This window comes from Xanthobacter sp. NM-25, assembly GCF_022138605.1.
GTDB lineage: Bacteria > Pseudomonadota > Alphaproteobacteria > Rhizobiales > Xanthobacteraceae > Xanthobacter.
Genome location: NZ_JACBFS010000001.1, coordinates 1,088,889 through 1,113,517, shown reverse-complemented (window position 1 = coordinate 1,113,517; position 24,629 = coordinate 1,088,889). Strand labels below are relative to the sequence as shown.

The window sequence follows — 24,629 nt, the reverse complement described above, 5'->3', positions numbered from 1 at the left end:
TGTCCTCCCGTCCGCCTCTTGTCGGGCGGCGGTGCCGTCTCCGATGGATGGGCGTGTGGCTGCGCCGCGGGGGCAGCTCAGGCCGGGCGCTGGGCTCCCTTGCCGCCGAAATAGCGCAGGGTCAAGCAGGTGATGTCGTCCGCCTGGGGCGCGCCGCGCTCGAAAATGTGCACCGAGGCCAGTACCCGCTCCGAGAGCTCCAGGACCGACCAGTCGTTGGCGCCGCTCTGCAGCAGGGTCTCCAGGCGCGTTTCGCCGTAGGGATTCTGATCCACGTCGAAGGCTTCGGTCACGCCGTCGGTGTACAGGAAAAGGGTGTCGCCGGGGGCCAGGGAGAAGGTGCGCTCCACATAGACGAAGCCTTCCAGCACCGCCACTGCCATGCCGCCAGTGGATGGCAGGGTTGCAACTTCGCCGGAGCTGGCCACGTGATACGGCAGGTTGTGGCCGGCGTTCACATAAGTGACCTGTCCGGTGTTGAGATCAAGCACGCCATAGAGGACGGTCACGAACAGCATCTGGTCGTTCTCGACCGCCAGGAGGTCGTTGAGGCGGCGGATGCAGCCCGCTGGCGAGCGCTCGAACAACGCGGTGGAGCGCAGCAGGGTGCGCGAGATGGCCATGAACAGGGCGGCCGGAACGCCCTTGCCGGAGACGTCCGCCACCACGAAGCCGAGGGTGTGGTCGTCGATCATGAAGTAATCGTAGAAGTCGCCGCCCACCTCGCGGGCCGGGGTCATCTGGCCGTGCACCGCCACACGGGCATCGGGCGGGAACTCCTTGGGCAGAATGGCGAGCTGCACCTGGCGGGCGATCTCCAGCTCCTGCTGCAGGCCAGCCAGCTTGGTCTTGGTGATGAGGGCCTCGCGCAGCTCGACCACCATGGAGGAGAGGCGGGTATATTGCTCGACGATGCGCCGCGAGAGGTCGTGCAGCACCCGCGCCACGCGCCGCAGCTCATCGTCCCGCTGGGCGTCTTCGGGCTGGGTGGCCAGCAGTGCCAGCACCTCCTCGCGGTCGGTGGGGTCGATGGCGGCGGCGAGGGCCTTGAGCTCGCTGGAGATCACCGCCTCCTGGCGGCGCCGCACCCGCTCGCGCTGGCGGCGGCTTTCGGCCAGCGCCTGCACATGGCCACGCAGCGCCACCACCGCCGAGGCGATGCGGCCGATCTCGTCGGATCCGGCATGGTCCACGGTGACCGAAGTGTCGCCGCGGGCCAGCGCCTGGAGCACGTCGATGGCCGATTCCAGGGGCCGGAAGCTGTACCAGAGGAACAGGTTGAGGCCGATGATGCCCAGCACCATCAGCGCGATCGCCCCCCAGACGGCGGCCTGGCGGATGAGGTTGGAGGTGCGCAGGGTCTCGGTGGTGTCCACCAGGCTGACCAGGGCGCCCACCACGCTGCCGCCGATGGCTTCCACCGGCACGCTGGTGAGGGTGTAGTTGCGACTGTCCACGCTGATGCGCTCGGCCAGGGGGCGGCGCGGGGTCAGGGTGAGCTTGGCCCGTTCCCACAGGCGCAGATCGGTGCTCGTCACCACCCGGCCGCGCACGGTGATGAGGGTGGTGGTGGCGCCGATGCCTCGGGCGAAGCGGTCGATGCCGAGGCTGGCATCGCGCCCGAGCACCAGCACCGCGCTGCCGCCATTGGGCAGGGTGACGGTGCGGGTGGAGATGACGATGATGCGGTCGGCGGCCACCTGCCGCAATCCGCCGAGCACTTCGCCCTTGAGGGCGCGGTCGAGGCTGCTGGCGTCGAGGATGGTGCGCGTGTGCCCGGTGCCGCCGGCGCCGTAGATCAGCTCGCGGTCGCTGCCGACCACCTCGAACGAAGTGTCGGGGTCGCCCACGTCCACGCCGGCGTCCTTGAGCGCGGTGGCGACTCCCGGCCGGTCGGCGAAGCCAAGGGCGATGCGGAACGCCGAGGAGCGGTCGACGCGCTCCAGGATGCGGGACAGGTTGTTGGTCTGGAAGGCGACGATCTCGCGCCACAGCACCGTCTGTCCGGCAATGGCCACCTCGCCCTCGCGCACTTCCGCGACGCGGTCGCGCAACAGCGTCGCGGCCCACACGCCCAGCATCAGCACGAGGAAGCCGAGCGCCACGATGAGGGTGATCCGGGTGCGCAGCAGCATCAGGCGTCGCGCTCCTTGTCCGTGGCGGCCGGCGGGGCCAGCACGTCCTGGCGCAGGCTTTCCACCTCGGGGCGCAGGCTGCCGTCAAAATCCACCGCCAGCAGCTCCTCCGCATAGGCATCGAACACCGCCCGGCGATCGCGCACATGGCGATTGCCGGCGCTCAGGGCCCGGAAGGCGCGGCCCACCGCGCCATAGCGCACGCCGGAGCGGGCGTCCCAGTCGAAATCACCGGCGATGGCGCGGTTGAGGCCGTCGGCCAGGCGCGCTTCGGCGCGGTCGAGGGCGAGCCCCACCAGCAGGCCCGCCGCCAAGGCCGCCAGGGCGGCGCAGATGAACACCACCACCGCCGCCTGCACGGCCACATTGGCGAACGCCTGGGCAAAGGCCACGGGATTGGTGCCCACCTCCACCGTGGCCACGACATTGCCGTCGACCACCACGTCGGCGGTGGCGGAATCGATGCCCGGCTCGCCGTCCATGGCGCTGCGCAACTCGCGCCCGTCGGGTCCGCGCAGGATGATCTGGGTGATGCCGGGGGTGGCGATCACCGTCTCTTCCAGGTGGGCCTCCACCCCCGGCAGCAGCTTCAGGGGAATGCCGAAGCGGGCGGCTTTCTCGAACTGCTGGGCCAGGGCACGGGCGACCGAGGTGCCGATCACCAGAGCGTCGCGCCGGGCGCTGTCCTGCACCTGGGCGCGGTAGGAGGTGGTGAGCAGCGCCGCCGCCGTGCCGCCGATGAGCAGGGTCACGAGGAAGGCGAACACCGCCGTCAGCAGGCGCGCCCGCCCGGGATCCACCGGGTCAGGCCGCATCGTCGAGTGCCCCCAATTGGCCGAGGCCGCGGTCGACCCGGGCTTCGGCGCGTTGCCAGTTGCGGTGGGTGAGGAAGGCGAGGCGCGACAGCTGCCGGTCGGACGTGGCGCTCATGGCCTCGCCGGAGAGGATCCGCGTCACCTGCTCGAACGGGCGGGACATCACATAGGAGAACAGCACGGCGGCGATCACCACGATGATGGCGGCCACCGCGGCGAGGGCGATGGCGAGGCCCAGCAGGCTCAGCCCCAGGGATTGGGTCCGCGCCAGGCGGCTGCGGTCGGAGACGGTGACCGAAAGGCCGCCGGCGACGCCGAGGTCGTTCTCGAAATGGGTGCCGAAGACGGTGTCGCCCCGCTCCACGGTCTGCCAGATGCCGGCATCGGCGAGCCGCTGCACCCAATCCTGCGGCAGGGCCTCACCGATGACGCTGCGGTCGGTGGAATAGATGGCGCGGCCGGCGGCGTTGAAGATGTCGATGGCGAGGATCGACGGGTCGTTGGCCTTCTCGCGCTCGATGCGCGCCTGCAGGGTGGAGATCTGGTCGAGGGTCAGGCCAATGGAGAGGTTGCCCTCGGTGGCGGTGCGCAAGGTGGTGAGCAGATTAGCCACCCGGGCCCGTTCGATCTCCACATTCACCCGTTCGCTGGCGGCAAAGCAAAGCCCCGCGACCGCCACCACAGTGGCGATCACAGCGAGGATCATAACCAGAGCCAAGCGACTTACGAACGTCATGAACCTGCTTCACCGGATCGACGCCGGGGGACGTTAAACGGAGCCGTGGGACCAAACCAGAAAAAAACGGTACGCGATCAAAAAAATCCTGCAATCTCAGGATGCTTTTCATACCGCTGCGAGGTTGACATGGTGGTGGGATCTCCGCTCCGTTCCGGCCTGGACATGACGCGCGCCACCGTGTCGCTGATCGCTGTTTTCGCCTTGATCGCCGCCGCCTGCGTGGCGTTCGGCACCTATTTCGCCAATGCCACCTTGAGCGGTGCCTATGGCACGGCGGTGGAGGCGCGCTTCAAGGTCACCGCCACCCGCATCTCCAGCATCATCGAGCGCGCCGCCTCCCTCGGTATTGCCGTGCCGGTGCAGCGCACCCTCACCGAGGTGCTGCGGCGCGAGGCGCGGCTGGAAGCCGATCTCATTTCCATCGACATTGCCGACGAACGGGGCGCCATCGTCTTTTCGAGTGCCCCCGAGCGGGTGGGGCAGGTGGCTGACGCCGCCGCCCCCCACCAGGTGGTGAGCCTGGTGCGCAACGATTTCGATGCGATCATCGGGCGGGTCATCATGCGCTATGACCCCCGTGCGCTCGCGATGGTGGCGGATGAGATCCACGGCGCCCTGTGGGCGGTGGCCTGGCCGACGCTGGCCGGCGCGGTGGTGGCGACCATCCTGGTGGGCGCGGTGCTGGCGGGGGCCCTGCGCCGGGCAGTGCGGCGCGCGGCGCATCCCAGCCGCTGGCCCGGCGCGGCGCGGGCGGTGCTGGCCGAAATCGAAGGGGTGCACCGGGACGCGCAGGCCCCCGGTGCGGCCGGAGGCGGACGATGATCGGTCTGCGCGCCGCGGTCACCATCGCCATCGCCCTCATTCTGTGCGCCGCGCTGGCGGTGATCGGCTGGGGCGCGCAGCGGGTGGCGCAGCGCACCATCGTCCCGGCCATTCTCGCCAAGGCCGAGACGGTGGGCCGCTCCGCCGGCGGGCTGGTGGAGCGGGCGGTGGCCGCGGGCATTCCAGTGCGTGATCTCGTCGAGGTTCCCGCCTATTTCGACGAATTGCGAGCCCCGAGCCGCGAGTTTGCGGAAATCCGCCTGTCGTTGCCCTCCGGCGAGGTGCTGGCGCGCTCGGGAACCCGGGTGGGGCTCGACGATGCGGCTGTGGTGCGCACCGCGGTGCAAGGCGCAGGGGGGCCGGTGGCGGAGATCGCCATCACCGTGGATCCCACCGTGGTCTGGCAGCAGGTGGGGGCGGTGCTTCTGGATGTGGCCTTCATCGGCGTGGTGGCCCTGCTGGTGGCGCTGGAACTGGTGGCGCTGGTGGTGGGCGGCCGGGCGATCGCCGCGCTGGTGGCGGTGGAGCAGCGCCTGAAGGCGCTGGCGCGGGGCCGGCTCGCGACCCAGCAGGATGACGGCGGCATGGCGGTGCGCGCGCTGCTGGCGCCCATCGACGCGATCACCAGCCGCCTCGGCGCCCGCCATCGGCAGGCCCGGGCGCGGGCGGTCCAGGCCGGGGATGCGGCGCTGGTGGCGCGGCTGGACCGGCTGGCGGAACGCAGCGGTGTCGGCGAGACCGAGGGCACTGAAAGCCGCCTCGCCGCCGCCGTGCGGCCGGCCCTGTTCCTGTTCATGCTGTGCGAGGAGCTCACCCGGCCCTACATGCCGCGGCTGGCCCAGGGGCTGGCCGCGGGGGATGCGGGGCTGAGCCCCAATGTGGCCGCCAGCCTGCCCATCGTCGCTTTCATGGCGGTGGTGGCCCTGTGCCAGATCCCGTTCGCCAGCGTGTCGGAGCGGATGGGGCGGCGCAACGGCTTCCTCGCTGGGGCGCTGCTGGCGGCGCTCGGCTATGCGGTCTCCGCGGTGACCGGACACTACCACCTGTTCCTGCTGGCGCGGGTGGTCACCGGTCTCGGCTATGCGCTGGTCTTCGTCTCCGCCCAGGGGCATGTGGTGGATCATTCCCATGGGGCCGGCCGCAGCGCGGCGCTGGCGGTGTTCGTGCGGGCCATCATGGTGGCGTGCCTGTGCGGTCCGCCCATCGGCGGTGTCATCGCCGACCGGCTGGGAGCGGAGGTGGCGCTGTTCACCTCGGCGGCGGTGGCGGTGGTGTCGGCGCTGGTGGCCGCCATGGTGGTGCCGAAGGCGCCCCGTGGGGTGGTGCATGCGCCGGCCACCCTGCGGGATCTGGCGCGCTCCGCCCGCGCCCCCCGGCTGATGGCGCTGCTGCTCGGCTGCGCCTTTCCCGCCAAGCTGCTGTTCGCGGCCCTGTGCCTGCTGCTGGTGCCGCTGGAGCTGCAGCGGCAGGGCTATTCGTCGGCGGCGATCGGCCGCTTTCAGATGATCTATCCGCTGCTGATGGTGCTGGCGGTGCCGTTCTTCGCTGCCCTGGCGGATCGCTGGAACGCGCGGGCCGGTTTCGTCATCGCCGGAGGGCTGGTATCGGGCATCGGCTCCATGCTGGTGCCGCTAAATCCCTCCGCTGTGCTGATCGTGGTGGCGCTGGCGCTGCTGGGGCTCGGCCAGTCCATGTCCATCGCCTCGCAATCGGCGCTGGTGGCCGATACCGCGGCGCACGCCGGGGGGCGTCCGGCCGGCGTACTGGGTTTGTTTCGGCTGGTGGAGCGCTCCGGCAATGCGGCGGGCCCGGCGGGCGCTGGTGTTTTGCTGGCAGCGGTGGGATTCTCCATTGCAACCGCGCTTTTGGGCGCTGTGGTTGTGGCGGGCGCAGCGGTATTTGCGCTATCGGGACAACGGTCTGCTGCAACGTCCGGTTCGCGCCGCCACATGCGCGCATCCTCGTCCGAAGGGAGTCCTGTGTGATGGACCGCCGTTCGCTCCTCTCGCTGGGTCTGGGCGCCGGCGCCGCCGGTCTTCTCGGCCGCGCCGCGCGGGCCGACAGCCCGGGCACCCCCTTCCGCATCCTGATGCTGACCTTCCGTGGCGAGACCGACGTGGAGCGGGGCTTCCGCGACTATTTCGCCGCCAACGAAATCAATGCGGAATTCCTCACCAGGGACGTGGAGCGCGATTCCGGTCGGGTGAAGTCCATCCTGGCCGAGACCCTGCCCACCTTCCGCCCGGACCTCATCTATACTTACGGCACCCCCAACACCCTGGCGGTGGTGGGGCCTTATGATGCGCCACCGACCGCGCCGTTCGTGCGCGACATTCCGGTGGTGTTCGCGCTGGTGGCGGCGCCGGTGCAGGTGAAGATCGCGCCCTCGTTCGCCTCCTCCCAGCGCAATGTCACCGGCGCCGTGCACGTGGTGCCCACCGATGTGCAGATGCGCGCCATGCAGGGCTACAAGCCGTTCAAGAAGGTCGGCGTCATCTATTCGCCCAACGAGAACAACTCGCTGGCCATCATCGAGGAAATGCGGGCTTTCTGCTCGGCCATCAATGTCGAGGTGATCACCCGGCCGCTGGTGATGAACGGCACCCGCGCCACCGGTGATGGCGTCGAAGGCTTCGTGCGTGATCTCAAGGAGCAGGGCGCCGACTGGCTTTATCTGCCGGCGGACACCTTCCTGGCCAGCATCTTCGACCGGGTGGGCGAGACCGCCCTCAAGGTGAAGCTGCCCACCTTCGGCGCCACCGAGTTCTTCCTGCGCCAGGGCCTGGGGCTGGTGGGGCTGGTGAGCCGCTACTATTCGGTCGGCCAGCTTGCCGGCTCGAAAGCCGCCGAGATCCTGGTCAACCATCGCGCACCGCGCACCATTCCCATCGAAACGCTGCGGCGTTTCGCACTCATCATCAACATGAGCGTGGCGCGGCAGCTCGGGGCCTATCCCCCCATCGCCATGCTCAATTATGCGGAGGTCGTCACGTGACCAGCGCTGTTGTGGCCAGTGCGCCGGCTCGTCCCCTCACTCAGCGCGAGCTTGGCCCGGCGGACCTCGACGCGGTGGAGGCGCTGCATCGCGTCGCCATCGGGCCCATCGCCCGACCCGAGGTGGTGAAGCCGGAGAGCCGGGCCTATTTCGAGAGCATCCTGGCGGGTCGCGGGCGCACCGTCGGCCTGTGCGACGGCGGCGCCCTGGTGGCCTATGGCATCCTCCAGCACGAGCACACGCCGAAGGACGGCCCGCACCGGCTGCTGAACGTGGCGCCGAGCCGGGCGGTGGGGCGGTTGGCGGGCGCCTCGGTGCATCCGTCCTATCGCGGGCAGGGGCTGCAGAAGGCCCTCATCGCCGGGCGGATCGACCTGGCGCCGGCGGACATGCTGCTGTTTTCCACCGCCGCGCCGGTGAACGTGCCCAGCTGGTCGAACCTGGTGGCCGGCGGTTTTCCCATCTCCGGCATCGAGCTGTTCTTCGGTGGCTATGCCCGCTACGTCATGGTCCGCGACGGTTCGGAGCCCGATGATGGCGCCCGGATCGTGGTCGATCCGCTCGATACGGACCGGCAGAAGGCGCTGTTCGCCGAGGGCTGGCGCGGCTATGGGCGCGGCCGCTCGGACACGGGCGCCACGGGCCTGGTGCTGGCGCGCCCGCGCTGAGGCGCGGGCGCCGCGGCGGGGCTTCCGCTGCGGCTTGCGGCGCTCTAAAGTGTGCTGCGCGCTTTGGGGCCCATGGATGGCGCTCGCCGCCGATCGAGAGATCCGACGCATGAAGATGGACACGTCGCCGTTGGCCCTGGATGTGGTGCTGATCGCCCTGGAGGGCCGTCTGGACATCGCCGGCGCCGCCGCGGTGGAAGCCGCCTTCGCCGTCGAGGCGGGCAAGGCCCGGGTGGTGGTGGTCGATCTGTCCCAGACCCCGTTCATCGCGTCGATCGGCATTCGCCTGCTGCTCGCCAATGCCAAGGCGCTGAGCCGCCGCGAGGGCAGTATGCTGCTGTGCGGCTGCGATCCCCAGGTGGAGCGGGTGCTGCGCAGCACCGGCGTCGATCAACTGATCGCCATCGTGCCCACCCGCGAGGCCGCGCTGGCGGAATTGGGCGGCGGGGTTGCGGGCGGAGCAGGCTGACCGGCGCCCATGAGCACCTCGCCTGCCGCTGATACGCTGGTTTCCGCGCTGCAGGTCGGCGCGGAGCTTGCCGCCATCTCCGACGCCACCGCGTGGCTCGGTGCGCTGGGGGCCCGGGAGGGCTGGCCCGATGCGCTGCGCTTCGGTCTGGAGCTGAGCGTGGAAGAGGCGCTGACCAATGTCATCTCCTACGGCTTCGCGGCGGTCGACCATGCCCCGCAGATCCGCCTGGAGGTCTATCGCCAGCCGCACGGGCGGGTGGCCGTGCGGTTGATCGACAATGGCATCGCCTTCGATCCCACCGGCCTGCCCGAGCCGGATCCGGCCGCCTCCATCGAGGAGGCCCGCATCGGCGGGCATGGGGTGCAGCTGATGCGGCATTTCCTCGAAAGCCTCAGCTACCGACGCGCGGGCGGGGAAAACCAGCTGACCCTGGTGGCCGGCCCGAAGGCCGCGGACTGAACCGGGCGCCGGACCTGTCACAGGATCAAGGGGCTGTCGCATGACTGACATGCGCCGCCGCTAGGCTTGCTCATCCTCCCCCGTGCCGGCTCCCGCGCGGGCGGCGTCGCTGTGCGTGTTTTCAGCGGCGGGCGCGGTGGCGTCCGGTTCGGGGCGGGGCGTCGCGCGGTTTGTGAAATGCGTCACTGATGTCCGTTCTTGCTGAGCTTCTGGCCGGCCTCGGCCTTCTGTTCGTGGGGCTGAGCCGCCTGTCGTCGCACCTGCAGCACGCCACCGGCTGGCGGGCCCGGCAATGGATCCGCCGCGCCACCGGCGCGCCGCTCCGGGGCCTTGTCTGCGGCACCCTGGCGGGGGCGGCCACCCAATCCAGCAACGCGGTGGCCATCATCTGCGGCAATCTGGTGCGCGGCGGCGTGTTCCACACCCGTGACGCCATTCCGGTGGTGGCCGGCGGCAGCGTCGGCACCGCGGCGCTGGTGCTGGTGGCGGCCATCGATTTTCGTCTGCTGGTGTTCTTTGCCCTCGCCGCGGTGGGGTTCGCCATTCATCTGCGGCTCGATCGTCACCCGGGCTGGCGCGACTGGATCGGCGCGGCGCTGGGGCTCACCCTGGCGCTGCTGGGATTGGTCTTCATCAAGCAGGCGCCGCGGGCCCTGGACGCGGCCGCCATGGCCACGTGGATCGGGCCGCTGCTCTCGCCCTGGCTCGGCTTCGCCATCGGCCTCGCGCTGGCGGTGGTGAGTCAGTCGTCATCGGCGCCGACGCTCCTGGTGCTGGCGCTCCTGCAGGCGCACCTGCTGGATCTGAGCGCCGCCTTTCCCCTCGTGCTGGGCGCCAATCTCGGTTCCGGACTGTCGGCCCTGCTGGCGGCCGGCGGGCTGGAGGGCACCGGGCGGCAATTGTGCCATGTCCATGTGCTGGTGAAGGCGGTCGGCTGCCTGCTGGTGGCGGCGCTGTGGGCGGTGGGCCTGGTGAGCGCGCGATTGTGGGGCAGCGCCGAGCCGGCCGACCTGCTGCAGGCGGCCGCCGGCGGCAATATCGCCCTGGCGGTTTCGGTGCTGTTCCTGACCCTGCAATTGGCCGGAGCGCTGCCGGTGACGCTGGCGCGGGGCGCGGCCGAGCGCCTTGCGAGCCGCCTCAGCCCCCCCAGCCTGGAGGATGGCGCCTCGCGGCCCCGCTACATCGACACCCGCGCCCTCGATGCGCCGGCCTCGGCGCTGGACCTCTCGCAACGGGAGATCCAGCGGCTGGTGTCGCTGCTACCGACCCTGTTGCCCGACCTCGACCAGAGCGACGCGGCCACCCCCGGAGAACGGCTTGCGCTGTGGCGGGGGGCGGGGGCGGTGGTGCGCGACGTGGATCTGTTCCTCGTCGCCCTCATGGGCCGCGGACCGGGGCCGGAGGAACTGGCGGTGGCGCTGCGCCAGCAGGCGCTGGTGGAGATGATTCGCGCCCTGCAGGACACCCTGCACGACTTCTCCGAGGTGGTAGAGAGCTTCGACGCGCTGCCGCCGCTCGGCTTCAACCTTTCCGAATCCCTGCGCACCCTCGTCCTGTCGCTGGCCGATGCGGAGGGGGCGGAGGATCTGTCGGTGCTGGCGGCGCTCACCGCCGATCGCAGCACATTGCTGCATCGCATCCGCCAATCGCTGCTTGGCACCCAGGCGGAAGCGGGCGACGAGATGCGCCGGCTGCTGCTTGCAACCACGCTGTTCGAGCGGGCCGTTTGGCTGATGCACCGCATCGTGGTGGCGTTGCACCCTGTCGAGAATGACGATAATCCGGGACTGTCGTCGGGCGCGGAGCGGAACGAAGTCCATGCACATTGAGCGTGATCTGGTTGGCGGGGACGTGCTCCTGAAAGTGGCGGGGCGGCTCGATACGCCCAATGCCAAGCCGTTCGAGGCGAGCCTGATGGAGGTGGTCTCCACCACCGGCGGCGGCATCGTCGTCAATCTTGCGGGGGTGGACTATGTGTCCTCCTCGGGCCTGCGCGCCCTGCTGGTGGCCGGCAAGGCCATGCGCACGGCCAAGCGCCGGCTGGCGCTGGAGGCGCTGCAGCCGCAGATCCGCGAGGTGTTCGACATCTCCGGCTTCTCGACCCTGTTCGAGATCTCCTGAGACCAAAGCCCGCGCGGCGCTCGAGCGAACACTTTTGGCGCCGGTCGCAGGCCGTGGCCTGCGCCTTCAGGGCGTCGCCACCGGCGCCCACAGCACGTCGTCGATGCGCCGGGCGCCGCTCGCCAGCAGCACCAGCCGGTCGAAGCCCATGGCGCAGCCGGCGGCGTCGGGCATGTGGGCGAGAGCGGCGAGAAAATCCTCATCCAGCGGATAGCTTTCGCCATAGAGCTGCGCCTTCAGCGCCATCTCGTGGGTGAAGCGGCGGCGCTGCTCCTGTGGATCGGTGAGCTCTCCGAACGCGTTGGCCAGCTCCAGACCGCAGGCATAGAACTCGAATCGCTCGGCGAGGCGGGGATCGTCCGCCTTGGGGCGGGCGAGGGCCGCCTCGCTGGAGGGGTAATCGCACAACAGGGTCGGGCGGCCCATGCCGAGGTGGGGCTCGACGCGCTCCACCAGCACTTTTGAAAAAATATCGGTCCAGCCGTCATCCTCGGCCACCCGGATGCCGGCGGCGCGGGCGGCGGCGGCGAGCGGCGCGGGGTCGGCGGCCGTCCCCGGCGCCGGCAGCACCGCATCGAGGTTGATGCCGGCGTAACGGGCGAAAGCGTCGATCAGGGTGAGCCGCTCCGGCGCGGCGAAGGGGTCGCAAGCCGCCCCCCGGTAGCTGAATGACGGGCAGCCGCCCACTTCGGCGGCCAGCCGAAGCAGGTCGGCGCAGTCGTCCATCAGCTGCGTATAGGACGCCTCGGCCCGATACCATTCCAGCATGGTGAATTCGGGATGGTGGGCCGGGCCGCGCTCGCGGTTGCGGAACACCCGGGCGAGCTCAAACAAGCGCGGCTCGCCGGCCGCCAGCAGTTTTTTGGCGGTGAATTCCGGCGAGGTGCGCAGGTGCAGCGGCGCGCTTGTGCCGTCGGCGGCGATGAGATCGGTGGCGAAGGCGTGCAGGTGGGCCTCGTTGCCCGGCGAGACCTGCAGCACCGGGGTTTCCACCTCCATGAAATCGCGGGCCAGGAACCAGGTCCGCACCGCCGCCGTGATCCTGTTGCGGGCGAGGAGGAAGGGCCGGCGGTCGGCATAGACCTCCCGATCCCACCAAGGGCTCTGGGGGCTCTTTGCGGAACCAGATACCATTTTCACGGGCGAAAGTCCTTCACGGGGGCGTTCCGGCGCCAGAAACGGCGACCAAGGGTGGCGCTCGGCGCGAAGATGGGTATGGTGCGCGCCGAAGGTGAAAAGCGGCATGACGCCGCGAGAAAAGTTCAAGGAAGACGCGACGTGGTCAAGGTCATCGCCAGCTCCCTGCGCAAAGGCAATGTGGTCGATATCGACGATAAGCTCTATGTCGTCCTGAGCGCTGAAAACATTCATCCCGGCAAGGGCACCCCGGTGACCCAGCTGGACATGCGCCGCATTTCCGACGGTGTGAAGATCTCCGAGCGCTATCGCACCACCGAACAGGTGGAGCGGGCCTTCGTGGAAGACCGACCCCACACCTTCCTGTACGAGGATTCGGACGGCTACACCTTCATGAATCCGGAGAATTACGACCAGGTCACCGTGCCCAAGGACGTGATGGGCGACCTTTCAGTCTATCTCCAGGAAGGCATGGAATGCATGCTTTCCACCCACAATGGCAATCCCATCGCCATCGAGCTGCCGGCCCGCGTGACCCTGGAGATCGTGGACACCGAGCCGACCGTGAAGGGCCAGACCGCCTCTTCATCCTACAAGCCGGCCATGCTCTCCAATGGCGTGCGCACCATGGTGCCGCCGCACATCTCCGCTGGTACCCGCGTGGTCATCATGACCGCCGACGCCTCCTATGTGGAGCGCGCCAAGGACTGACGACCGGCGCCATTCCGCCGCCGGCGGGATGGCGCTGTGACCAAAGGCGAAGGGAACTTTCACGCCAGCCGCCCGTTATGGGGCGGAAGATGTATTGAAGGCGTGAACGATGAACCTTGCGGGATTGCGGGTGCTCGTCGTGGAAGACGAGTTCCTGGTCGCCCTCGTCTTGGAAGATGGCCTCAGGGCGCTCGGCTGCACCGTGGTGGGGCCATTTGCGAGCCTCGCCGCAGCGCTGGATGCGGCCGAGAACGAGGCGGTGGATGCCGCTCTGCTCGATGTGAACCTCAATGGCGAGAGCGTCTATCCGGCCGCACAGCTGCTGGCCGAGCGCAACATCCCGTTCGTCTTCTGCTCTGCCTTTACCGGCCGTGAGCGCATGCCGCGTGAGTTCACCCACAAGCCGCGGGTGGCCAAGCCCTATACCAACCGGATGATCGCCACCGCGCTGGCCAACGTCCTTGCGCCCCAGGCCCGTCACCATGGCGCCTCGGGCGCCCTCGGGCTGCGCGGCGTCGGCGAGAGCCCGGGCAGAGCCTGAGGGCGCGCCGGGACGACGCCACCACCCATGCTCTTCCGCACGCGGCTGAACCAGGCCCCACATGGAAACGGCGGCATCTTGCCGATGCCGCCGTTTCAGATGTGTTGGCCCATGGCCTGCCGGGGGATGGCCTGCCGGCTGGGTGCGTTCAGCCCTGCGGCTTGGCGTCCGCGTTCGGCTCTGCCTTCGGGCCACCGCGGGAGACGCCCACCATGGCGGGGCGCAGCACCCGGTCGCCGATCACATAGCCGGCCTGCACCACCTGGACCACGGTGCCGTTGGGCACGCTCGCGTCCGGCACCTCGAACATGGCCTGATGCAGGTTCGGGTCGAACTTCTCGCCGCGCGGCTCGATCTTGCGCACCTTGTGCTTTTCCAGCGCCTGGGCGAGGCCGCGCTCGGTGATCTCGATGCCTTCCAGCAGCGCCTTCACCGGGCCTTCCGCCTTATCCTTGGTCTCATCATCCACCGCCGAAAGGGCGCGGGAGAGGTCGTCGGCCACGGTCAGCATATCGCGGGCGAAATTGGCGATGCCATAAACCTTGGCGTCGGCGATCTCCTTGTCGGCGCGGCGCCGCACGTTCTCCGCTTCCGCGAAGGCGCGCAGGAACTTGTCCTTCAAGGTGGCGATTTCCGCCTCCAGGCGGTCCTTCTCGCCTGATGTCTCGGCTCCGGCCTGCGCGGGGGCGGCGGCGGGCGCGTCGGGGGCCGCTGCCGCCGTCGCGTTCACATCGTCGCCGGTCTCGGGCGCGCTCGTCTGCTCGCTCATCCGGTCTTTCCTTTTGGCTGGGATTTGGCCCCGAAGGGGGCCGAGCCGTCTGTCTCACGGCATATCGGGGGGCGGGCGCGAAAAATCAAGCCTGCGCGCGGCTTCTTCTCAGGCCGCATCCACCCCCGGGGCGCCCAGCACCCGGCTCACCAGCCGGGCGGTGAAGTCCACCATGGGCACGATGCGCCCGTAATTGAGCCGGGTGGGGCCGATCACCCCCAGCACCCCCACCACCCGGCCCTGGCCATCGCGATAGGGGGCGACGATGGTGGAGGAGCCGGAGAGGGAGAACAGGCGGTTCTCCGAGCCGATGAAGATGCGCAGCGCCTGCGCCTCCTCGGCGCGGCCCAGCAGGTCCACCACCTCGCGCTTGGATTCCAGATCGTCGAACAGAAGGCGGATGCGCTCCAGGTCCTCCAGCGCATGGAGGTCCTCCAGCAGTTTGGCCTGGCCGCGCACGATCAATTTGCGTTCCGCCGGCTCGTCGCCGGACCAGGAGGCGAGGCCGTCTTCCACCACCCGGGCGGTGATGGCGTCGAGATCGCGCCGCAGTTCCGCCAGAAGGTTTTCCATCTCCGCCCGCGCTTCCGCCAGGGTGCGGCCGCGGATGTGGGAATTGAGGAAATTGGTGGCCTCCGCCAAGGCCGACACTGGCAGGCCGGGCGGCAACGCGAGGGCGCGGTTCTCCACCTGCCCATCCTCCGACACCAGGATCACCAGCGCCCGGCCGGGATCAAGCGGCACGAACTCCACATGCTTCAGGCGCGGATCGGTCTTGGTGGCGGTGACGACGCCGGCGCCGCGGGCAAGGCCCGAGAGCAGGGTTGAGGCCTCCTGCAACACCCCTTCCACCGTGGTGGTCTTGGCGGCGGCCATCACCTGGGTTTCGATATTGGTGCGGTCGCGGGCGTTGACGTCGCCCACCTCCATCAGCGCATCCACGAAGAAGCGCAGCCCGCGCTCGGTGGGCAGCCGCCCGGCGCTGGTGTGGGGGGCATAGATGAGGCCGGCCGCTTCCAGGTCCGCCATCACGTTGCGCACCGAGGCGGGCGACAGGGTCATGGGGATGAGGCGCGAGAGATTGCGCGAGCCCACCGGCTCGCCGGTGGCGAGATAGCTCTCGACGATCTGGCGGAAGATCTCCCGCGCACGGGCGTCGATCTGCGCCAGCGCGCCGGAGGACAGGGACAGAAGAGGATCCATCGCCACGGTTCCACACGCCTCAGGTCAGGGCCCGGCGGGCGCCCCGAATGGCCGGTTTTGCCCGCCGCTCCCCATTATGTGTCGTCTCCGCCGGCCGGCTTCAAGCGGTATCGGTGGCCGACGCCTTGCCGGAAGGCCCGCGCGGCGCCTAAAAGGAGCGCCCGAAAGCCCGCACCGGCGGGCCTTTCCAGAATCTGAAGTCATGAAGGAACATGCCATGCGCCCCAGCAAGCGCGCCAGCAACGAGATGCGCGCCGTATCGTTCGAACGGGGCGTGATGCGCCATGCGGAAGGCTCGTGCCTGGTCAAGTTCGGCAACACCCACGTGCTCGTTTCCGCCACCCTGGAAGAGCGCCTGCCGCCGTGGCTGAAGGGCCAGGGGCGCGGCTGGGTGACCGCCGAATATGCCATGCTGCCCCGCGCCACCCATGATCGCACCCGGCGCGAATCCACCACCGGCCGCCCCTCTGGCCGCACCCAGGAAATCCAGCGGCTGATCGGCCGCTCGCTGCGCTCGGTCACCGATCTCGTGGCCATGGGCGAGAAGCAGATCACCATCGACTGCGACGTGATCCAGGCCGATGGCGGCACCCGCACCGCCTCCATCACCGGCGCCTGGATCGCCCTGCACGACTGCCTGTCGTGGATGTATGCGCGCTCCATGATCAAGGAGATGCCGCTGAAGCAGCACGTGGCGGCGGTCTCCTGCGGCATCTATGAGGGCACGCCGGTGCTCGATCTCGACTATGCCGAGGATTCGGTGGCCGAGACCGACGCCAATTTCGTGATGACCGGCACTGGCGGCATCGTCGAGATCCAGGGCACCGCCGAGAAGACCCCCTTCACCCAGGACGAGCTGCTGGCGCTGCTGGGCCTCGCCAAGGACGGTGTCGACCAGCTGGTGGCGCTGCAGAAGCAGGCGATCGGCAAATGAGCCACCGGCGCCTCACCGGGCGGCTGGTGGTCGCCACCCACAACCCCGGCAAGCTGATCGAGATGCGCATGCTGCTCGAGCCGTTCGGGGTGGAGGCGGTCTCCGCCGGTGAGCTCGGCCTGCCCGAGCCGGAGGAGACGGAGACCACCTTCGAAGGCAATGCCCGCATCAAGGCGGTGGCGGCGGCGAAGGCGGCGAACCTGCCGGCCTTTGCCGACGATTCCGGCCTTGTCATCGACGCTCTGGGTGGCGCGCCCGGCATCCATACCGCCCGCTGGGCAGGGCCGGACCGCGACTTCGAGATGGCCATGGAGAAGGTGGAGGCGGCCTTGCAGAAGGTCGGTGCCACCACCCCCGAGCAGCGCCGCGCCCGGTTCGTCTCGGCCTTGTGCCTCGCCTGGCCCGATGGGCACCTGGAGCAGTTCCAGGGGGTGGTGGACGGCACCTTGGTGTGGCCGCGCCGGGGCGCCAAGGGCTTCGGCTACGATCCCATGTTCGTGCCCGAGGACCACACGCGCACCTTCGCCGAGATGACCGCCGACGAGAAGCACGCCATGCCCCCCAAGGGCTTCGGCCTCTCGCACCGCGCCCGCGCCTTCCTGAAGCTCTCCAAGGCCTGCCTGGAAGGATGAGCGACTTGCCCGCCGTCATCTGCTCGCCCGATGCGAACCCTCTCCCGCCTGCGGGGGAGGGCAGGGTGGAGGCGTGCGCGGACGGCGCGGCGGAGCATCAGGGAAGGGCGGCGCCTTTCCCCCTCCCGTTTTCTCCGCCTTTCCCCCTTCCCAACCCTCCCCCGCAAGCGGGAGAGGGGGCTACCGGGCAGGGGACGGACGATGGCGGTTTCGGGGTCTATGTGCATTGGCCCTTCTGCCTCGCCAAATGCCCCTATTGCGACTTCAACAGCCATGTGCGGCGTGCACCGCCGGACCAGGCCCGCTTCCTCGCCGCCTATCGGCGCGAGATCGCCGCCATGCGGGCGCTCACCGGGCCGCGGCGGGCGCAGACCGTGTTCTTCGGCGGCGGCACCCCTTCGCTGATGGATCCGCAGACGGTGGCCGGCGTGCTGGCCGCCATTCATGAGGCTTGGCCACTCACCGCCGATGCGGAGATCACCCTGGAGGCCAACCCCACCTCGGTGGAGGCTGCCCGCTTCCACGGCTACCGGGCGGCGGGGGTGAACCGGGTGTCCCTCGGGGTCCAGGCGCTGAACGATGCGGACCTGAAGAACCTCGGCCGCATGCACAGCGTGGATGAAGCCCTGGCGGCGGTGGCCATCGCCCGCAGCGCCTTCGAGCGGGTGTCGTTCGATCTCATTTATGCCCGCCCGCGCCAGACCCCCGAGGCCTGGGCGCAGGAGCTGAAGCGGGCGCTGGCGGAGGGCTGTGAGCATCTCTCCCTCTACCAGCTCACCATCGAGCCGGGCACGCCGTTCGAGCGGCTCTATGGCGCCGGCAAGCTGATCCTGCCCGATGACGACCTCTCCCGCGCCCTGTGGGACGTGACCCGGGAGGTGACGGCGGAGGCCGGCCTGCCGGCCTATGAGATTTCCAACCACGCCCGCCCCGGCGCTGAGGCTCGGCACAATCTCGTCTATTGGCGCTATGGCACATATGCCGGCATCGGCCCCGGCGCCCATGGCCGGATGTCCGTCGACGGCGAACGCCGCGCCACCTTCACCGAGCGGATGCCCGACGCCTGGCTCGACCGGGTGGCGACGCAGGGCCATGGCATGGTCTCCGACGAGACGCTGACCCACGCCGAGCAGGGGGATGAGATGCTGCTCATGGGCCTGCGCCTGAAGGAGGGGGTGGACCTGCGCCGTTATGCGCGCCTCGCCGGCCGGCCCCTGTCCCCCGCCCGCATCGCCGATCTCGCCGCCGAAGGGCTGGTGCGGCAGGCGGGCGACCGCCTCGCCGCCACCGAAGCCGGCTTCCCGGTGCTCAATGCGGTGATTGGCGCTTTGGCCGAGGATTAGAGCGTTTGTGCACGGTCCCCGCCGTGCCTGCCCGACGCCATGATCCGCGTTAACATTCCCTTAACCCTTCCTTGAGTCGCCCGGAGGCGCCGCGCCTGATGTCCATTCGTCGCCTGCCCCCCGTGCTCATCGACCGCATCGCCGCCGGCGAGGTGGTGGAGCGGCCGGCCGCGGTGGTGAAGGAGCTCATGGAAAACGCCATGGATGCCGGCGCCAGGGCGGTGGAGGTGATCCTCGCTGGCGGCGGCCGGGATCTGGTGCGCATCACCGATGACGGGGCCGGCATGGGGCCGGACGACCTCGCCCTGTGCATCGAGCGGCACGCCACTTCCAAGCTCGCCAGCGAGGACCTGCTGGCCATCAACACCCTGGGCTTTCGCGGCGAGGCGCTGCCCTCCATCGGCGCGGTGGCGCATCTTGCCATCACCAGCCGGCCCAGGGGCGCCCCCCATGCCTTCGAGGTGCGGGTGGATGGCGGGGTGGTGACGCCGCCGCGCCCGGCGGCGCTCGCCGAGGGCACGCGGGTGGAGGTGCGCGACCTGTTCTTCGCTACTCCGGCGCGGCTCAAGTTCCTGAAATCCGACCGCGCCGAGGCCATGGCGGCAGTGGATGTGGTGCGCCGGCTGGCCCTGGCCCGCCCCGATGTGGCGGTGACCCTGGTCAATGAGGACAGACCGGCCATCACCTGGCCGGCCCGCAGCCGGGATGCCGCCGGCCGTGCCGCCCGCCTTGCCGACGTGCTGGGGGCGGAAGTGGGGCGCAACGTCATCACCATTTCCGGCGAGCGGGGCGGGGTGACGCTGGAGGGCCTCGCCGGCCTGCCGAGCTATTCCAAGGCCAATTCGCTGAGCCAGTATCTGTTCGTCAACGGCCGGCCGGTGCGTGACAAATTGCTGATGGGCGCCATTCGCGGCGCCTATTCGGACCTTCTGCCCTCGGACCGCTATCCGGTGGTGGCGCTGTTCTTCGCGCTCGACCCGCGCGAGGTGGATGTGAACGTGCACCCGGCCAAGACCGAGGTGCGCTTTCGCGACGGCGGCAATGTGCGCGCGCTCATCGTGCGCACCCTCACCGATGCCCTGGCCGAGCGGGTGCCGCGCACCGCCGGCACCATCGCCGATCGCCTCGTCACCCTCGCCCGCGCGCCGGAGCTGGAGCCGCCGCCACCGGCCCTCGGGGTTGCCGCCCCCGGCTGGTCGACGCAGCCCCGCCCCGCCGCTTTCGCACCCCGTGGCGGCTATGACTGGCGCACCTCACCGGCCCGGCCGCTGCCGGCAGACGGCTTCGCCGAGCCCTTGGCGCCGGAGCAGACGCCAGCGGGGCCGGGCGGGCAGGGGCGTCTCGACATCGCTTTCCCCTCGGCCGATGCGCGGGCCGATGCCGCCCCGGTCAATGCCGTCGACCTCGACCGCCCGCTCGGCGCGGCGCGGGCGCAGTTGCACGAGACCTATATCGTCGCCCAGACCCGCGACGGGCTGGTGCTGGTGGACCAGCACGCGGCCCATGAGCGGCTGGTCTATGAACGGCTGAAGGCGGGCCTCGACCGCGATGGCGTCGCCCGCCAGGGGCTGCTCATTCCCGCCGTGGTGGATCTCGACCCGGCCGAGGCCGAGCGGCTCGCCGACAAGGCGGCGGATCTCGCCGCCTTGGGCCTCGTGGTGGAGCCGTTCGGCCCCGGCGCGGTGCTGGTGCGCGAGGTGCCGGCTCTGCTCAAGGATGCGGACGTGACGCGGCTGGTGCGCGATCTCGCCGAGCATGCGGCGGAATGGGACGATGCGCTGCCCCTGGAGCGGCGCCTGCTGCACGTGGCGGCCACCATGGCCTGCCACGGTTCGGTGCGGGCGGGGCGCCGGCTCAGGGTGGAGGAGATGAACGCGCTGCTGCGGGAAATGGAGGCCACGCCAAATTCCGGCGAGTGCAACCACGGCCGCCCCACCTTCGTCACCCTCTCCCTGAAGGACGTGGAAAAACTGTTCGCCCGGCGCTGAGCTGCTCCAACGAAAATGCCCGGCACGGGGCCGGGCATCGAACGTCAGGGATGATCGGGCCGCTCAGGCGCTCTTCAAAAGGCGCAGCAGGTCGCGGTGCATCAGCTCGTTGCCGGCCAGCACCTCGCCCTTCTCCAGGATCTTGTCGCCGCCGTCCATGTCGGAGATGAAGCCGCCGGCTTCCTTCACCAGCACCAGGCCAGCCGCCATATCCCAGGGGGCGAGCTTGCGCTCCCAGAAGGCGTCGAAGCGACCGGCGGCCACCCAGGCGAGATCGAGGGCGGCCGAGCCGGTGCGGCGCAGCCCCGCCACCTGCTTCTGCACCACGGCGAGCTCCGCGTTGAACTGCTCATGGTTGCCGCGGCCCATGTGCGGCAGGCCGCAGCACACCACGCAATCGGCCAGCTTGCGACGGGCCGCCACCCGCAGGCGCCGGTCGTTGAGATAGACGCCCTGGCCCACCTCGGCCACGAACAATTCGTCGGTGGCCGGGTTGAAGATGACGCCGGCCATGGGCACGCCATTGCGCAGCAGCGCCACCGAAATGGCGAACATGGGAATGCCGTGCAGGAAATTGGTGGTGCCGTCGAGGGGATCCACCACCCATTCGTTGGCGGGGTCGGTGCCTTCCACCCGGCCGCGCTCCTCCATCAGGAAGCCATAGCCGGGCCGCGCCTTCGACAGCTCGGCGAACAGCACGTCCTCGGACTTGCGGTCGGCGGCGGAGACGAAATCCGCCGGGCCCTTGGTGGAGACCTGCAGCTGCTCCACCTCGCCGAAATCGCGGATGAGGGCGCGGCCCGCCTTGCGGACGGCCTGGACCATGACGGTGATGAGCGGTGAGCGGATCATGCGGGCACTCTGAAGCGGCTGGCCGGCGAGGCGGCGGGGAAACGACGCGGGAGCGCCAGACGGCGCCGGGCGAGGATGCGGGATGTTGGGGGGACGTGTGCCCGCCGGAAACGGCGCCGTCAAGGCACACGCGCCGCGCGCGCCCCGTCAATGCACTTTCAGGCCACATTCATTTGGCTGCGGCGGGTTTGGCGGCGGGATGGGCGGGGGGCGTCGGTGCGGTTTTGGGCGCAGGCGCGGCAGCCCCCGGCGCGCCGTTGGCCGAGGATGCCAGATCGGCGCCCCAGCGGTTGGCCAGGGCCTGGGCGCGGGCGCGCTCCTCGGGGGAAAGCTCGGCGACCACCTGGTCGAGCATGGGATCGCCCAGCCCGCGGCTCTTGGCCATGAGGTGCCAGGTGGCGGCAGCCACCCGGTCCTGTGCGGTGCCCCGGCCCACCGCCAGCAGGCGCGCATAGCGGTTCTGGGCGATGACGTTGCCCGCCAGCGCGGCCTTGCGGAACCAGGCGGCGGCCGCCGCCTCGTCCTTCGGCACGCCGTTGCCGTTGAACTGCATGATGGCGAATTCCACCTGCGCCGTGACATGGCCGAGCTTGGCGGCGCGCCCCATCAATTGTCCCGCCCCGGGCAGGTCGCGCTCCACCCCATTGCCGGATTTCAGCAGCACGGCGAGGGCGTATTGGGCGTCCTCCACGTCCTGCTCGGCGGCGATCTCGAACCAGTGGGCGGCCTGCCGCATGTCCTGCCGCATCTGGCGTCCCTGCATGTACAGCAGGCCGAGATTATAGGCTGCGGCGCCATTGCCCTTCTCTGCCGCCTTGCGGAACAGCTTGGCCGCCTTCTCCTCGTTGCTGGCGCCGTCCTGGCCGGTGAGCTCCATCATCCCCAAGGCGAAATTGGCATCGTCGGAGCCGAGGTCAGCCGCCTTGCGGTACCACTGCGTTGCCTTCTTCGGGTCATAGGGCACACCCACCCCGTGGCCGTAGAGCTCACCCAGCAAGGTCATGGCGGCCGCGTCCTGGCCGCCGGCTGCGCGGGCCTGGGCGTCCTTCAGGGCGGTCAGGTAATAGCCCCGCTGATAGGCGCCATAGGCGACGTCGCCGCTGGCGCCGGGGCTGTCGAGGTGAGGAAAGGTGGTTGGTGGCGCAATCCCCAGCAGCGGCGCCGGGGCCTTGGCCGAAGCCCCTTCGGGGCCCGGCTTGGCGCCGGGGGTCGCCTCGGGCGCCGCCGGCTTCGGTTTCGGCTGCGGCTTGGCGGTGCTGCGCGTGGCGGGCTTTGTGCGTTCCTCGGCGCGGACGGGGGCGACCATCGAAAAGGCGAGCAGAAGACCGAGCGCCGCCACGCCCGTCCTGGCCCACCCGCAAACGCGGCGCCGCGCCCCGCTCATGGTGCGCGATCCGCGCCGTCGGCCGCGATGATGTCCTGGGCCGCGATGATGTCCTGTGCGGCGCGGATCTGGGCCGGGGCATCGTCGGCGCCCGTCAGGGGGGCGGCGAGGGCGATGAAGTCGGCGCCGGCGGCGGCGAGGGTGGCGACCGCCTCGAGATCGGCGGCGACGCCCACGCAGGGAATTTCAAACAGCTCGGTCCACCACACAACCATGTCGCGGGTACGCGGCAAGCTGGCGGGGGCCCCGTCGAGGTCGCCGAACAGGACGTAGTCGGCGCCCGATTCGCCGGCCTCCATGGCCTCGTGCCGGCTCTCCAGCCCGCCGGCGCCGACGATGGCGTCGGGCTTCAGGGCCTTGAGGGTGGCGGCAAGTGTGGCCGGGGTGCTCACATGCACGCCGTCGAGTCCGGCCGCGGCGGCAGGCGCGGCATCGGCGGCCAGCACCACGGCGCAGTCGAGGGCTTGCAACGGCGCGGCGAGGGCACGAAGCGTGGCTGGATCGAGCGGGGCCGCCGTGGGGGTCAGAATCACCGCCGCTACGTCACCGGCCGTGGCGCAGGCGGTGGCGTGAGCGGGGGTGAGGCTGCCGGTGAGCGGCAGGATCAGCATCAGACGGGCGCCGGGCGGCGGAGCAGGGTGCGACATGGGGTGATCGGTCGGCCAAGAAAGGGGCGAATTGGCGGCAGGAGGGCGGTTCGGGCCCCATTGCCTCGGGGACCGGGATCGAGCCGGCCGCTGCGGAACCCCGGGGCGCGGATGTCCCCGGGCATGAAAAAGGCCGGCGCAGGGCCGGCCTTTCACAAGGGAGGCGCGGCGATCAGGCCGCCTTCTGCTCTTCGCCGGCCGACCACAGGCCGCGCGCCGCCAGGGAGTTCATGCGGGCGCGGTGGGTGAAGGCGGCCTGGGCCGCGGCGACGTTCTCCACCTTGCCCGACCACGCCTTCTGCGGCGCCGCCTGCAGGGCGCGGCCATAGGAATAGGTGAGCTTCCAGGGCAGGCCGCCCAGCTTCACCATGGCGTCGAGGTGGGCAGTGGCCTCCTCGTCCGACTGGCCGCCGGAGAGGAAGGCGATGCCGGGCACCGCGCCGGGCACGCAATTCTTGAGCAGGCGCACGGTCTTTTCCGCCACCTCTTCCACCGACGCCTTCTGGGCGCACTTCTTGCCGGGCACCACCATGTTGGGCTTCAGCACCATGCCTTCCAGGCGGATGCGCTGATGGTAGAGCTGATAGAAGGTCTCCTTCAGCACGAACTCGGTCACCGCATAGCAGCGATCGATGGTGTGGTCGCCGTCCATCAGCACTTCCGGCTCGACGATCGGCACGATGCCGGCTTCCTGGCACAAAGCCGCATAGCGGGCCAGCGCCTGGGCATTGGCTTCCACCGCGCCGCGGGAGGGGATGCCGGCGCCGATATCGATCACCGCGCGCCACTTGGCGAAGCGGGCACCGAGATCGCGATATTCCTTCAGCCGGCCGGCGAGGCCGTCGAGGCCTTCGGTGATGGTTTCGCCCGGGCAGAACGGCAGCGGCTTGGCGCCGGCGTCCACCTTGATGCCGGGCAGCGCACCGGCCTGCTCGATGAGCGCCACCAGCGGGGTGCCGTCGGCGGCCTTCTGGCGGATGGTCTCGTCATAGAGAATGACGCCGGAGATGTAGTTCTGCATCGCCTCGGTGGAGCGGAACAGCAGCTCGCGATAGTCGCGGCGGTTGCCTTCCGTGGACTCCACGCCGATGGCGTCGAACCGCTTCTTGATGGTGCTGGTGCTCTCGTCGGCCGCCAGGATGCCCTTGCCGTCGGCCACCATTTTCTGCGCGTTCGCGTCGAGCTCCGCCGTCATGCCTTGAAATCCTGCTTTGCCGCCACATTGGGCGGATGGAAGGTTTGGGTTTGACCGGCCCGCCGCG

Annotated in this window: 24 protein-coding genes; 14 read left to right on the top strand and 10 right to left on the bottom strand. The window is 70.0% G+C overall.

What is annotated here, in order from left to right; all coding sequences use genetic code 11:
• Window positions 1-77: 77 nt before the first annotated feature.
• Genes MEU52_RS05030 through MEU52_RS05020 form a run of 3 tightly spaced genes read right to left on the bottom strand, consistent with a single transcriptional unit; the run spans window position 78 to window position 3,686 of the window.
• A complete protein-coding gene (locus MEU52_RS05030; RefSeq protein WP_238119653.1) occupies window positions 78-2,135 on the bottom strand; it encodes a SpoIIE family protein phosphatase in 2,058 nt (685 codons plus the stop codon).
• The gene (locus tag MEU52_RS05025; RefSeq protein ID WP_238119655.1) at window positions 2,135-2,950 is read right to left on the bottom strand and encodes a hypothetical protein; all 816 of its coding nucleotides are present in this window, start codon (window positions 2,948-2,950) and stop codon (window positions 2,135-2,137) included. Before MEU52_RS05025 ends, MEU52_RS05030 begins: the two co-directional genes overlap by 1 nt.
• Window positions 2,940-3,686 carry a hypothetical protein gene (locus MEU52_RS05020; protein WP_238125002.1) on the bottom strand — a complete coding sequence of 249 codons (747 nt, stop codon included), beginning with the start codon at window positions 3,684-3,686 and terminating at the stop codon, window positions 2,940-2,942. The genes MEU52_RS05025 and MEU52_RS05020 overlap by 11 nt, the downstream gene beginning before the upstream one ends.
• 129 nt (window positions 3,687-3,815) lie before the next feature.
• Here MEU52_RS05020 and MEU52_RS05015 point away from each other — a divergent pair, with 129 nt between their 5' ends.
• The 8 genes from MEU52_RS05015 (at window position 3,816) to MEU52_RS04980 (ending at window position 11,226) form a co-directional block, all read left to right on the top strand.
• Window positions 3,816-4,511, top strand: coding sequence for a hypothetical protein (locus MEU52_RS05015; RefSeq protein ID WP_238119659.1), 696 nt, complete (start codon window positions 3,816-3,818; stop codon window positions 4,509-4,511).
• On the top strand, window positions 4,508-6,496 hold the full coding sequence (locus MEU52_RS21760; protein ID WP_273546036.1) for an MFS transporter: 1,989 nt from the start codon (window positions 4,508-4,510) through the stop codon (window positions 6,494-6,496). The genes MEU52_RS05015 and MEU52_RS21760 overlap by 4 nt, the downstream gene beginning before the upstream one ends.
• Window positions 6,496-7,506, top strand: a complete 1,011-nt coding sequence (locus tag MEU52_RS05005) for an ABC transporter substrate-binding protein (protein ID WP_238119661.1) — start codon at window positions 6,496-6,498, stop codon at window positions 7,504-7,506. Before MEU52_RS21760 ends, MEU52_RS05005 begins: the two co-directional genes overlap by 1 nt.
• Window positions 7,503-8,174 (top strand): GNAT family N-acetyltransferase, encoded by a 672-nt coding sequence (locus MEU52_RS05000; protein WP_238119662.1) that lies wholly within the window; start codon window positions 7,503-7,505, stop codon window positions 8,172-8,174. Before MEU52_RS05005 ends, MEU52_RS05000 begins: the two co-directional genes overlap by 4 nt.
• Window positions 8,175-8,283: 109 nt before the next feature.
• Window positions 8,284-8,643: an STAS domain-containing protein gene (locus MEU52_RS04995; RefSeq protein ID WP_238119664.1), complete on the top strand. Its 360-nt coding sequence runs from the start codon at window positions 8,284-8,286 to the stop codon at window positions 8,641-8,643.
• A gap of 9 nt (window positions 8,644-8,652) precedes the next feature.
• Complete coding sequence (locus MEU52_RS04990) at window positions 8,653-9,105, top strand: ATP-binding protein (protein ID WP_238119666.1); 453 nt, start codon at window positions 8,653-8,655, stop codon at window positions 9,103-9,105.
• Window positions 9,106-9,293: 188 nt separating this feature from the next.
• On the top strand, window positions 9,294-10,934 hold the full coding sequence (locus MEU52_RS04985; RefSeq protein WP_238119682.1) for a Na/Pi symporter: 1,641 nt from the start codon (window positions 9,294-9,296) through the stop codon (window positions 10,932-10,934).
• Entirely contained in the window at window positions 10,924-11,226 is a 303-nt protein-coding gene (locus tag MEU52_RS04980; RefSeq protein ID WP_238119684.1) for an STAS domain-containing protein, read from the top strand. The genes MEU52_RS04985 and MEU52_RS04980 overlap by 11 nt, the downstream gene beginning before the upstream one ends.
• 66 nt (window positions 11,227-11,292) lie before the next feature.
• Here the strand turns inward: MEU52_RS04980 and epmA are convergent, their stop codons facing one another.
• On the bottom strand, window positions 11,293-12,360 hold the full coding sequence (gene epmA / locus MEU52_RS04975; protein WP_238120284.1) for an EF-P lysine aminoacylase EpmA: 1,068 nt from the start codon (window positions 12,358-12,360) through the stop codon (window positions 11,293-11,295).
• 144 nt (window positions 12,361-12,504) lie between these two features.
• Here epmA and efp point away from each other — a divergent pair, with 144 nt between their 5' ends.
• Together efp and MEU52_RS04965 are read left to right on the top strand one after the other, a co-directional pair.
• Window positions 12,505-13,074: an elongation factor P gene (efp, locus tag MEU52_RS04970; protein WP_238119687.1), complete on the top strand. Its 570-nt coding sequence runs from the start codon at window positions 12,505-12,507 to the stop codon at window positions 13,072-13,074.
• Window positions 13,075-13,183: 109 nt separating this feature from the next.
• A complete protein-coding gene (locus MEU52_RS04965) occupies window positions 13,184-13,615 on the top strand; it encodes a response regulator (protein WP_238119689.1) in 432 nt (143 codons plus the stop codon).
• Between the two features lie 148 nt (window positions 13,616-13,763).
• Here MEU52_RS04965 and grpE read toward each other — a convergent pair whose 3' ends face one another.
• The gene (gene grpE, locus MEU52_RS04960) at window positions 13,764-14,384 is read right to left on the bottom strand and encodes a nucleotide exchange factor GrpE (protein WP_238119691.1); all 621 of its coding nucleotides are present in this window, start codon (window positions 14,382-14,384) and stop codon (window positions 13,764-13,766) included.
• A 108-nt stretch (window positions 14,385-14,492) separates the two neighbouring features.
• Window positions 14,493-15,587 carry a heat-inducible transcriptional repressor HrcA gene (gene hrcA / locus MEU52_RS04955; RefSeq protein WP_238119693.1) on the bottom strand — a complete coding sequence of 365 codons (1,095 nt, stop codon included), beginning with the start codon at window positions 15,585-15,587 and terminating at the stop codon, window positions 14,493-14,495.
• A gap of 217 nt (window positions 15,588-15,804) precedes the next feature.
• Here hrcA and rph point away from each other — a divergent pair, with 217 nt between their 5' ends.
• The 4 genes from rph (at window position 15,805) to mutL (ending at window position 20,484) form a co-directional block, all read left to right on the top strand.
• Window positions 15,805-16,521, top strand: coding sequence for a ribonuclease PH (gene rph, locus MEU52_RS04950; RefSeq protein WP_238119695.1), 717 nt, complete (start codon window positions 15,805-15,807; stop codon window positions 16,519-16,521).
• Window positions 16,518-17,153: an RdgB/HAM1 family non-canonical purine NTP pyrophosphatase gene (rdgB, locus tag MEU52_RS04945; protein ID WP_238119697.1), complete on the top strand. Its 636-nt coding sequence runs from the start codon at window positions 16,518-16,520 to the stop codon at window positions 17,151-17,153. The genes rph and rdgB overlap by 4 nt, the downstream gene beginning before the upstream one ends.
• Window positions 17,154-17,374: 221 nt before the next feature.
• Window positions 17,375-18,496: a radical SAM family heme chaperone HemW gene (hemW, locus tag MEU52_RS04940; protein WP_238119698.1), complete on the top strand. Its 1,122-nt coding sequence runs from the start codon at window positions 17,375-17,377 to the stop codon at window positions 18,494-18,496.
• A 98-nt stretch (window positions 18,497-18,594) separates the two neighbouring features.
• Window positions 18,595-20,484 (top strand): DNA mismatch repair endonuclease MutL, encoded by a 1,890-nt coding sequence (gene mutL, locus MEU52_RS04935; protein ID WP_238119701.1) that lies wholly within the window; start codon window positions 18,595-18,597, stop codon window positions 20,482-20,484.
• A gap of 63 nt (window positions 20,485-20,547) precedes the next feature.
• Here mutL and MEU52_RS04930 read toward each other — a convergent pair whose 3' ends face one another.
• From MEU52_RS04930 to MEU52_RS04915, 4 genes are all read right to left on the bottom strand, one after another.
• On the bottom strand, window positions 20,548-21,336 hold the full coding sequence (locus MEU52_RS04930) for an inositol monophosphatase family protein (RefSeq protein ID WP_238119703.1): 789 nt from the start codon (window positions 21,334-21,336) through the stop codon (window positions 20,548-20,550).
• Between the two features lie 169 nt (window positions 21,337-21,505).
• A complete protein-coding gene (locus MEU52_RS04925) occupies window positions 21,506-22,675 on the bottom strand; it encodes a tetratricopeptide repeat protein (protein WP_238119705.1) in 1,170 nt (389 codons plus the stop codon).
• Between the two features lie 41 nt (window positions 22,676-22,716).
• Window positions 22,717-23,367, bottom strand: a complete 651-nt coding sequence (locus tag MEU52_RS04920; protein ID WP_238119707.1) for a thiamine phosphate synthase — start codon at window positions 23,365-23,367, stop codon at window positions 22,717-22,719.
• Between the two features lie 172 nt (window positions 23,368-23,539).
• Window positions 23,540-24,562, bottom strand: a complete 1,023-nt coding sequence (locus tag MEU52_RS04915) for a class I fructose-bisphosphate aldolase (RefSeq protein WP_238119709.1) — start codon at window positions 24,560-24,562, stop codon at window positions 23,540-23,542.
• Window positions 24,563-24,629: the final 67 nt, after the last annotated feature.

Coding starts and splice junctions, on each gene's coding strand:
- MEU52_RS05030 (WP_238119653.1), bottom strand. CDS start 2,135: ATGCTGCTGCGCACCCGGATCACCCTCATCGTGGCGCTCGGCTTCCTC.
- MEU52_RS05020 (WP_238125002.1), bottom strand. CDS start 3,686: ATGACGTTCGTAAGTCGCTTGGCTCTGGTTATGATCCTCGCTGTGATC.
- MEU52_RS04920 (WP_238119707.1), bottom strand. CDS start 23,367: ATGTCGCACCCTGCTCCGCCGCCCGGCGCCCGTCTGATGCTGATCCTG.
- rph (WP_238119695.1), top strand. CDS start 15,805: ATGCGCCCCAGCAAGCGCGCCAGCAACGAGATGCGCGCCGTATCGTTC.
- MEU52_RS05025 (WP_238119655.1), bottom strand. CDS start 2,950: ATGCGGCCTGACCCGGTGGATCCCGGGCGGGCGCGCCTGCTGACGGCG.
- MEU52_RS04985 (WP_238119682.1), top strand. CDS start 9,294: ATGTCCGTTCTTGCTGAGCTTCTGGCCGGCCTCGGCCTTCTGTTCGTG.
- MEU52_RS04915 (WP_238119709.1), bottom strand. CDS start 24,562: ATGACGGCGGAGCTCGACGCGAACGCGCAGAAAATGGTGGCCGACGGC.
- epmA (WP_238120284.1), bottom strand. CDS start 12,360: ATGGTATCTGGTTCCGCAAAGAGCCCCCAGAGCCCTTGGTGGGATCGG.
- rdgB (WP_238119697.1), top strand. CDS start 16,518: ATGAGCCACCGGCGCCTCACCGGGCGGCTGGTGGTCGCCACCCACAAC.
- MEU52_RS04930 (WP_238119703.1), bottom strand. CDS start 21,336: ATGATCCGCTCACCGCTCATCACCGTCATGGTCCAGGCCGTCCGCAAG.
- grpE (WP_238119691.1), bottom strand. CDS start 14,384: ATGAGCGAGCAGACGAGCGCGCCCGAGACCGGCGACGATGTGAACGCG.
- MEU52_RS05015 (WP_238119659.1), top strand. CDS start 3,816: ATGGTGGTGGGATCTCCGCTCCGTTCCGGCCTGGACATGACGCGCGCC.
- MEU52_RS05005 (WP_238119661.1), top strand. CDS start 6,496: ATGGACCGCCGTTCGCTCCTCTCGCTGGGTCTGGGCGCCGGCGCCGCC.
- MEU52_RS21760 (WP_273546036.1), top strand. CDS start 4,508: ATGATCGGTCTGCGCGCCGCGGTCACCATCGCCATCGCCCTCATTCTG.
- MEU52_RS04990 (WP_238119666.1), top strand. CDS start 8,653: ATGAGCACCTCGCCTGCCGCTGATACGCTGGTTTCCGCGCTGCAGGTC.
- hrcA (WP_238119693.1), bottom strand. CDS start 15,587: ATGGATCCTCTTCTGTCCCTGTCCTCCGGCGCGCTGGCGCAGATCGAC.
- MEU52_RS04980 (WP_238119684.1), top strand. CDS start 10,924: ATGCACATTGAGCGTGATCTGGTTGGCGGGGACGTGCTCCTGAAAGTG.
- MEU52_RS04995 (WP_238119664.1), top strand. CDS start 8,284: ATGAAGATGGACACGTCGCCGTTGGCCCTGGATGTGGTGCTGATCGCC.
- mutL (WP_238119701.1), top strand. CDS start 18,595: ATGTCCATTCGTCGCCTGCCCCCCGTGCTCATCGACCGCATCGCCGCC.
- MEU52_RS04965 (WP_238119689.1), top strand. CDS start 13,184: ATGAACCTTGCGGGATTGCGGGTGCTCGTCGTGGAAGACGAGTTCCTG.